This window comes from Sporichthyaceae bacterium (assembly GCA_036493475.1).
Taxonomy (GTDB): Bacteria; Actinomycetota; Actinomycetes; order Sporichthyales; family Sporichthyaceae; genus DASQPJ01.
Window position 1 is genome coordinate 1 of sequence record DASXPS010000189.1, and the last position, 7010, is coordinate 7010.

General features: G+C 71.7%; 7 protein-coding genes. 5 read left to right on the forward strand and 2 right to left on the reverse strand.

Features of this window, described 5'->3' with window-relative positions:
• Positions 1–748, forward strand: a 748-nt coding sequence (locus VGJ14_18535) for a hypothetical protein (protein ID HEY2834426.1), incomplete at its 5' end; no start/stop codon positions are given.
• On the opposite strand, the gene hemE is transcribed toward VGJ14_18535, so the two are convergent.
• Positions 721–1800: a uroporphyrinogen decarboxylase gene (gene hemE / locus VGJ14_18540; GenBank protein ID HEY2834427.1), complete on the reverse strand. Its 1080-nt coding sequence runs from the start codon at positions 1798–1800 to the stop codon at positions 721–723. The genes VGJ14_18535 and hemE overlap by 28 nt on opposite strands.
• Positions 1801–1914: 114 nt before the next feature.
• Between hemE and VGJ14_18545 the strand changes: the two genes are divergently transcribed.
• From VGJ14_18545 to VGJ14_18560, 4 genes are all read left to right on the forward strand, one after another.
• Positions 1915–2106, forward strand: a complete 192-nt coding sequence (locus tag VGJ14_18545) for a hypothetical protein (GenBank protein ID HEY2834428.1) — start codon at positions 1915–1917, stop codon at positions 2104–2106.
• Positions 2107–2185: 79 nt separating this feature from the next.
• Positions 2186–2743: a DUF3000 domain-containing protein gene (locus tag VGJ14_18550; GenBank protein HEY2834429.1), complete on the forward strand. Its 558-nt coding sequence runs from the start codon at positions 2186–2188 to the stop codon at positions 2741–2743.
• A gap of 318 nt (positions 2744–3061) precedes the next feature.
• Complete coding sequence (locus VGJ14_18555; GenBank protein HEY2834430.1) at positions 3062–3733, forward strand: LuxR C-terminal-related transcriptional regulator; 672 nt, start codon at positions 3062–3064, stop codon at positions 3731–3733.
• 183 nt (positions 3734–3916) lie between these two features.
• Complete coding sequence (locus tag VGJ14_18560; GenBank protein HEY2834431.1) at positions 3917–5188, forward strand: ribonuclease D; 1272 nt, start codon at positions 3917–3919, stop codon at positions 5186–5188.
• A 7-nt stretch (positions 5189–5195) separates the two neighbouring features.
• Here the strand turns inward: VGJ14_18560 and dxs are convergent.
• A partial coding sequence (gene dxs, locus VGJ14_18565; GenBank protein HEY2834432.1) for a 1-deoxy-D-xylulose-5-phosphate synthase occupies positions 5196–7010 on the reverse strand: 1815 nt, incomplete at its 5' end.

Below are 7010 nucleotides of genomic sequence, written 5' to 3' on the forward strand. Positions count from 1 at the left end.
GTTCGTCTACGACACCCGCACCGGCCATCGGGATCGCCTCGGGCACATCGAGGGCGACGACCCGACGATCTCCACGGACGGCCGGTACGTGGCGTTCTCCTCCGAGGTCCGCGACCTGGTGCCCGGCGACACCAACCGCAAGGCCGACTGCTTCGTGTTCGACCGGCGCACCCGCACCACCACCCGGGTCAGCGTGGGCGGCACCACGTCCGTGGGCAACGGCTGGTTCCGCGGCCGCCGGCAGGGCACCTCCGAAAGCACCGGCGCGGTGATCAGTGCGGACGGCCGCTACGTGGCATTCGTGTCCTCCGCGCGCAATCTCGTGCCCAAGGACGGCAACGCCCAGGACGACGTGTTTCTCCGGGACCTGCGCACCGGGACCACCCGGTTGATCAGCGTGGGGTTGCACGGCCGGGGCGCGAACGGGGTATCCGGGGCGCCGTCATTGTCCGCCGACGGGCAGACCGTGGTGTTTCTGTCCCGGGCCTCGAACCTGATCCCGCACGACACAGGCTTCGACTACGACGTGTTCCGGATGGACCTGACCACCGGCGCGATCAGCCGGGTGAACGTCACCCCCACCGGGGCCAGGGCCAACGGCGCGACCAGTTCCTTTCCGATGGTCAGCGGCGACGGCCGGATGGTGACCTTCGGGTCGCGCGCCTCGAACCTGGTCCGTGGCGACACCAACGACCACGATGACGTGTTCGTGCGCGGGAATTATCCGGCTCGCGCTGTGCGCGCGTGAACCCGGTCCACCACCCGGGTCAGCACATCCGGGTCGGTACCCGGCAACACCCCGTGGCCGAGGTTGAACACGTGGCCCGGCAAACCTGACGCGTCCTGGAGGATCGCGTCGGTGGCCGCGGCCACCGCATCCCACCCGGCCAGCAGCACGGCCGGGTCGAGGTTCCCCTGCACCGCGCGGTCGGGACCGATGCGCTGCGCGGCCACGGACAGCGGTGTGCGCCAGTCCACCCCGACCACGTCCGCGCCCACCGCCCCCATCTGGTGCAGCAACTCCCCGGTACCCACGCCGAAGTGGATCCGGGGCACGCCCAGGTCCGCGGTCTGCGCGAACACCCGGCGGCTGGCCGGCGCGACCGCGCGCGCGTAGTCGGCCGCGGACAGCGCACCCGCCCAGGAGTCGAACACCTGCAGGGCGCTCGCCCCGGCTTCGGCCTGCACCCGCAGGAACGTGGCGGTGATCGTGGCCAGGCGGTCCACCAGCGCGGCCCACAGGTCGGGGGCGCCGAACATCATCGCCTTGGTGCGCTCGTGGTGGCGGGACGGCCCGCCCTCGACCAGGTAGGAGGCGAGGGTGAACGGCGCACCGGCGAAGCCGATCAGCGGGATGCCACCCAGTTCGCCCACCAGTGCGCGGACGGCAGCGCTGATGAAGTCGACCGCGCCCTCCTCCAGCGGGACCAACCGGTCCAGGTCGGCGGCCTCCCGGATCGGCTTGGAGATCACCGGTCCGACGCCGGGCACGATGTCCAACTCGATGCCCACCGCGCGCAGCGGGACGACGATGTCGGAGAACAGGATCGCCGCGTCCACCCCGTAGCGGCGGACCGGCTGCAGGGTGATCTCGGTGACCAGGCCGGGGTCGGAGCAGGCGGCGAGCATGGCCACCTCGGTGCGCAGCGCCCGATACTCGGGCAGCGCCCGGCCGGCCTGGCGCATGAACCAGACCGGGGTGTACGGCACGGGCCGGCGACGGCAGGCGCGGAGAAACACCGATTCCCGAGGGTCGCCCGCCGGGGCGGTCCAGGAGGTGGCGGCGGCGGGTCGGGACACGCTGCAGATGGTGCCATGCGACACGCCGCCCTCGGTCCGCGGATTTGTCGGAGGCGCGTGGCACCGTCGTGGCGTCGGGTGAAATCCGCCGCCCGCAACCGGAGGGTAGGTCCAGTGCCTGCGTCGCATCCCGAGACGGTTCGTCACTGCGACGACTGCGCTGCCCCGCGGCCGTTCGTCGCCGTGTGCCTGGACGGGCACGAGGACTGCCTCGATGTGGTCTGCACCGAGTGTGGCGCCGGCTACGTCCTCGTCCCGCTGCTGATCCCGGCGCCCGCGCCCGACGCGCTGCGCCACGTGGCCTAGGCGCCGCACCGTCGCCGGCTCCGACGGGGACCGCTCCGCGCACGCACCGGCCACCCCGTTTCCGACCACTCCGCAGGAGTTGCCCGCGGAGTTCGCCGCCGCGGCCGCCGCGCTGCGCGCGGTGACCACCCGTCCCGAGGTGCGGTTGGCCGAGGCCCCCGCCCCGGCCCGGCTGGCGCCCTACGGCGCCGCGCTCACCGCCACGGTCAGCGAAGGGGAGGATGAGCTGGCCCACGGCCGACTGATCCTGCTCTACGACCCGGACGGGCACGAGGCCTGGGACGGCTGCGCCCGGCTGGTCACCTATATCCGCACCGAACTGGAGGCCGAGTTGGTCTCCGACCCGCTGCTGCACGACGTCGCCTGGCACTGGTTGGAGGAGGCGCTGACCGCGCACGGTGTCGAGATGGCCGCGGCCAGCGGCACGGTGACCCGGGTGCAGTCGCACGCCTATGGCGAGTTGGCCGCCGATGCCGAGGACGAACCGGCCGGTGAGCTGGAGATCCGCGCGTCCTGGAGTCCGGGCGAGGACGTGCGTGCGCACGTCGAGGCCTGGGTGGATGTGCTGTGCACCGCGGCAGGGCTGCCGCCGGTAGTGCCGGGCGTGTTGAGCCTGCCCGCCCGCCGGGGTCGTTGACCCCAATCTTTACGTTTACCCCCCATCGCCGGGTGCGGTAGGTAAAGTCTCGCGCTGTGCTCACCCAACGGGGTGAGGGCGCTACAGACCGTAAATCTTCCTGTCTGTCTGCTGAGTCATCGCGGGTGATGTGCCCGGTATGCGGTCCCCCACCGGAAGTTATCCGGATTTACCCGAATTTACCGTCACGGGATCCATGGGTCCCAGGGGGCGATTTTCGGGGAGTTTGGTAAAGAAATGCCATTGATTGCTCAAGGACATCCCTAAGGGAGCCGATGGGCAGCTAAAGGCACACTTACTGAGCATTGGGAGATTCCCGTGGCGTTGATCCAGCAGTCCCGCGGTCGCATTCCGCAGCAGCTGCCCGCTCCCCGGGTACCTCGCCAAGGCACCGGCCCGGGCACCCTCCCCACCGAGGTTGCCACCTCGTTTACCGCGATGGTCGTCGCTGCCGACCCGTACCGCCGCGCGATGAGCGTGCGCCGACTGCGCTCGCTGGGCGCCCGCGACGTCGCCGAGGCCGGCACCGTGCTCCAGGCCCGCGCCTGGGCCCGCACCGCCGGCCTGCGCGAGGTGTGCCTTTCCGACGCATTGCTGCCGGACGGTTCGGGCATCATGCTGCTCGCCGAATTGCAGCGGGCCGGTTGGGCCGGCTGCGCAGTGGTCCCGCAGAACGACGGCGCCCGGGCCACCCATGCCGCACTCGCCGCGCGCATCCGCAGCTGTGTGCTGGCCGGTCGCTCCTGCGGCACCGCACCGGGCAACGACTCCGAGGCCTCCCGCGCCGCCGCCCGCCTCGGGCTGTCCGACCGCGAGGTCGAGGTGCTGCGCCACGTGGCCGAGGGTCGGGCCAACCGCGACGTCGGCGAGGCCATGGGCCTGTCCGCACTCACCATCAAGAGCCACCTGGCCCGCATCGCCCGCAAGTTGGGCACCGGCGACCGCGCCGGCATGGTCGCGACCGCGATGCGCGCCCGCGCCATCGACTGACCACTCGATCCACCCCGAGGTCCCCCGTGCCGCCCCCCGGCCCGGGGGACCTCGCATTTACGCCTCCGCGTTGCGGCTCGGCCACATTGGTGACGGGGGATTGAACAGCGGAGGGCCGGCAGAGCACTGATCATGATGGAGTCGCGTGATCGGGCCGAGAGCGAAAGCCGTACGGTATGGCCCGTGAGCGACGCGGCGCAGGAACCTGACGACCGCGAACTCGTACCCCTGCTCGAGCCCGCGGACGGTGTGCCGCCGGTGGTCGAGACGCGGGCCGCACTGGCCGCCGCGGCGGCGGCGCTGGCCGCCGGAGAGGGCCCGGTGGCGGTGGACGCCGAACGGGCCTCCGGCTATCGGTACGGCCAGCGGGCCTACCTGATCCAGCTGCGCCGCCACGGCGCGGGCACCGTGCTGATCGACCCGATCGCCTGCCCGGACCTGGATCCGCTCATCGATGCACTCGAAGGTCCGGAGTGGGTGTTGCACGCCGCCAGCCAGGACATCCCGTGTCTGGCCGAGGTCGGTCTGCGCCCGACGTTGATCTTCGACACCGAACTTGCCGGGCGCCTGCTCGGCTATCCGCGGGTCGGCCTGGGCAGCATCGTCGCCGAAGTGCTCGGTCTGGCCCTGGAGAAGGGCCATTCGGCGGCCGACTGGTCGGCCCGGCCGCTGCCCGAGCCGTGGCTGCGCTACGCCGCACTGGACGTCGAGGTGCTCATCGACCTGCGCAACGCGCTGGAGCGCGAATTGACTGCGGCGGGGAAGCTGGAGTGGGCCCAGCAGGAGTTCGCCGCGGTGACCGCGGCACCGTTGCCGAGTGCTCGGGTGGATCCCTGGCGGCGGGCCTCCGGTCTGCACCGGGTCCGACGACCGCGGCAGCTCGCAATCGTGCGGGCCATGTGGGAGACGCGGGACAAGATGGCCCGCAGCCGGGACATCGCGCCGGGCCGGATCCTGCCGGATACCGCAATCGTGGAGGCCGCGCTGGCCTCACCTCCCACCGTCGAGGCACTCGCTGAGATGCCGGTGTTCAGCGGCCGGGCCACCCGCCGCGCGGCCGGTCAGTGGTTCGCCGCGATCGAGGCGGCGCGGGCGTTGCCGGACTCCGCGCTGCCGCCCGCACATGTGGTCGCCGGCGGTCCGCCGCCGCCGCGCTCCTGGCCGGACCGCGATCCCGACGCCGCGGCCCGACTGTCCGTGCTGCGGGCGGTGATCGGTGAACTGGCCGACAAGCACCACATGCCGACCGAGAATCTGCTGTCCCCGGACACAGTGCGTCGCATCGCGTGGAGCCCGCCGGAGGAAACGTCATCCGACGCGCTGCGCACGGCGCTGACCGACCTCGGCGCACGACCCTGGCAGATCGAGCTCACCGTGGACGCCGTCGTCGACGCACTGAGCCGGGTGGCCGCAGGCGAGACCGCGCCGACCGGCGATCCCGGCCCCGAGGACTGACGTAGCGTCAGTCCTCAGCGTGGTCGGCGGATTCCGGCACCGTGTGGGCCACTACATCTGCGGCACCGAGCCGGGCGATGGTCTCCACCACGCCGCGGGAGATGTCCTGCGCGCTCAGGCCCACCGCGGCCAGCACTTCGGCTCGGGTGCCGTGGCCGAGGAATTCCGACGGGATGCCGTAGTTGCGCACCGGTGTGTCCACCCCGGCATCGCCGCACGCCTGGGCGATCGCGGTACCGATACCCCCGGCCCGCAGGCCGTCCTCCACGGTCACCAGCAGACGGTGCGCGCCCGCCAGCGCGACCAGTGCCGGGTCGACCGGCTTGACCCACCGTGGGTCCACCACGCTGACCCCGATGCCCTGGTCGGCCAACCTGTCGGCGACCTCCAGACACAACGTGGCGGTGGCACCCACGCTCACCAGCAACACGTCTGACTCCCCGGCGCGGCGCAGCACATCCACCCCGCCGATGCGGTCGACGGCCGGAATGTCCGGGCCCACGTCGCCCTTCGGATACCGCACCACGGTCGGCGCGTCGGGGACGTCGGTCGCCTCACCCAACTGCGCGCGGAACTGCCCGGCGTCGCGCGGCGCAGCGAAGCGCAGGCCGGGCACCAGGTTCAGCATGGACAGATCCCACATGCCGTGGTGGCTGGCGCCGTCGGGTCCGGTCACGCCGGCACTGTTCAGCACGAAGGTGACTCCGCACCGGTGCAGACCGACGTCGAGCAGCACCTGGTCGAAGGCCCGATTGAGGAATGTCGCGTAGACCGCCACCACCGGGTGCAGCCCACCCATGGCCAAGCCGGCCGCGGAGGTGACCGCATGCTGCTCGGCGATGCCGACGTCGAAAACCCGATCCGGGTGCGCGGCGGCGAACGCCTTGAGCCCGACCGGGATCAACATGGCCGCGGTGATCGCGACCACGTCCGGGCGGGTCTGCCCGAACTTCAACATCTCCTCGGCGAACACCGAGGTCCAGGACGTGCCGCCGGAGGCCGGCAGCGGCAGTCCGGTGATCGGATCGAGCACGCCGATGCCGTGGAAGCGGTCCGCCTCGTCGTTCTCCGCCGGCGCGTAACCCTGGCCCTTCGCGGTGATGCAGTGCACGATCACCGGCCCACCGAACTCACGCGCCCGCACCAACGCGGCGCTGACCGCGCCGATGTCGTGCCCGTCGATCGGGCCCAGGTACTTCAACCCCAGGTCCTCGAACATGCCCTGCGGGGCGACCATGTCCTTGACGCCCTTCTTGAACCCGTGCAGGGCGTTGAACATCGACCCGCCGATCACCGGCGTATGGCGCACCCGCTTGCCACCCCAGCGCAGGAAGCGTTCGTAGTTGGGCATGGTGCGCAGCGTGGCCAGGTGCCGGGCCAGTCCGCCGATGGTCGGGGCGTAGGAGCGCTCGTTGTCGTTGACCACGATGATCACCGGCCGGTCCTCGGCAGCGGCGATGTTGTTCAACGCCTCCCAGGCCATGCCGCCGGTGAGCGCCCCGTCGCCGACCACCGCGACCACGCGCCGGTCCGGCTGGCCCATCAGTTGGCGGGCCTTGGCCAGCCCGTCGGCGTAGCTCAACGCCGTGGACGCGTGCGAGTTCTCCACCACGTCGTGCTCGGACTCCGCCCGGCTGGGGTACCCGGACAGTCCCCCGGCCTGCCGCAGCCGAGCGAACCCGCCGGCCCGACCGGTGAGCAGTTTGTGCACGTAGGCCTGGTGGCCGGTGTCCCAGATGATGGTGTCCCGCGGGGAGTCGAACACCCGGTGCAGGGCGATGGTCAACTCAACCGCGCCGAGGTTCGGCCCCAGGTGCCCGCC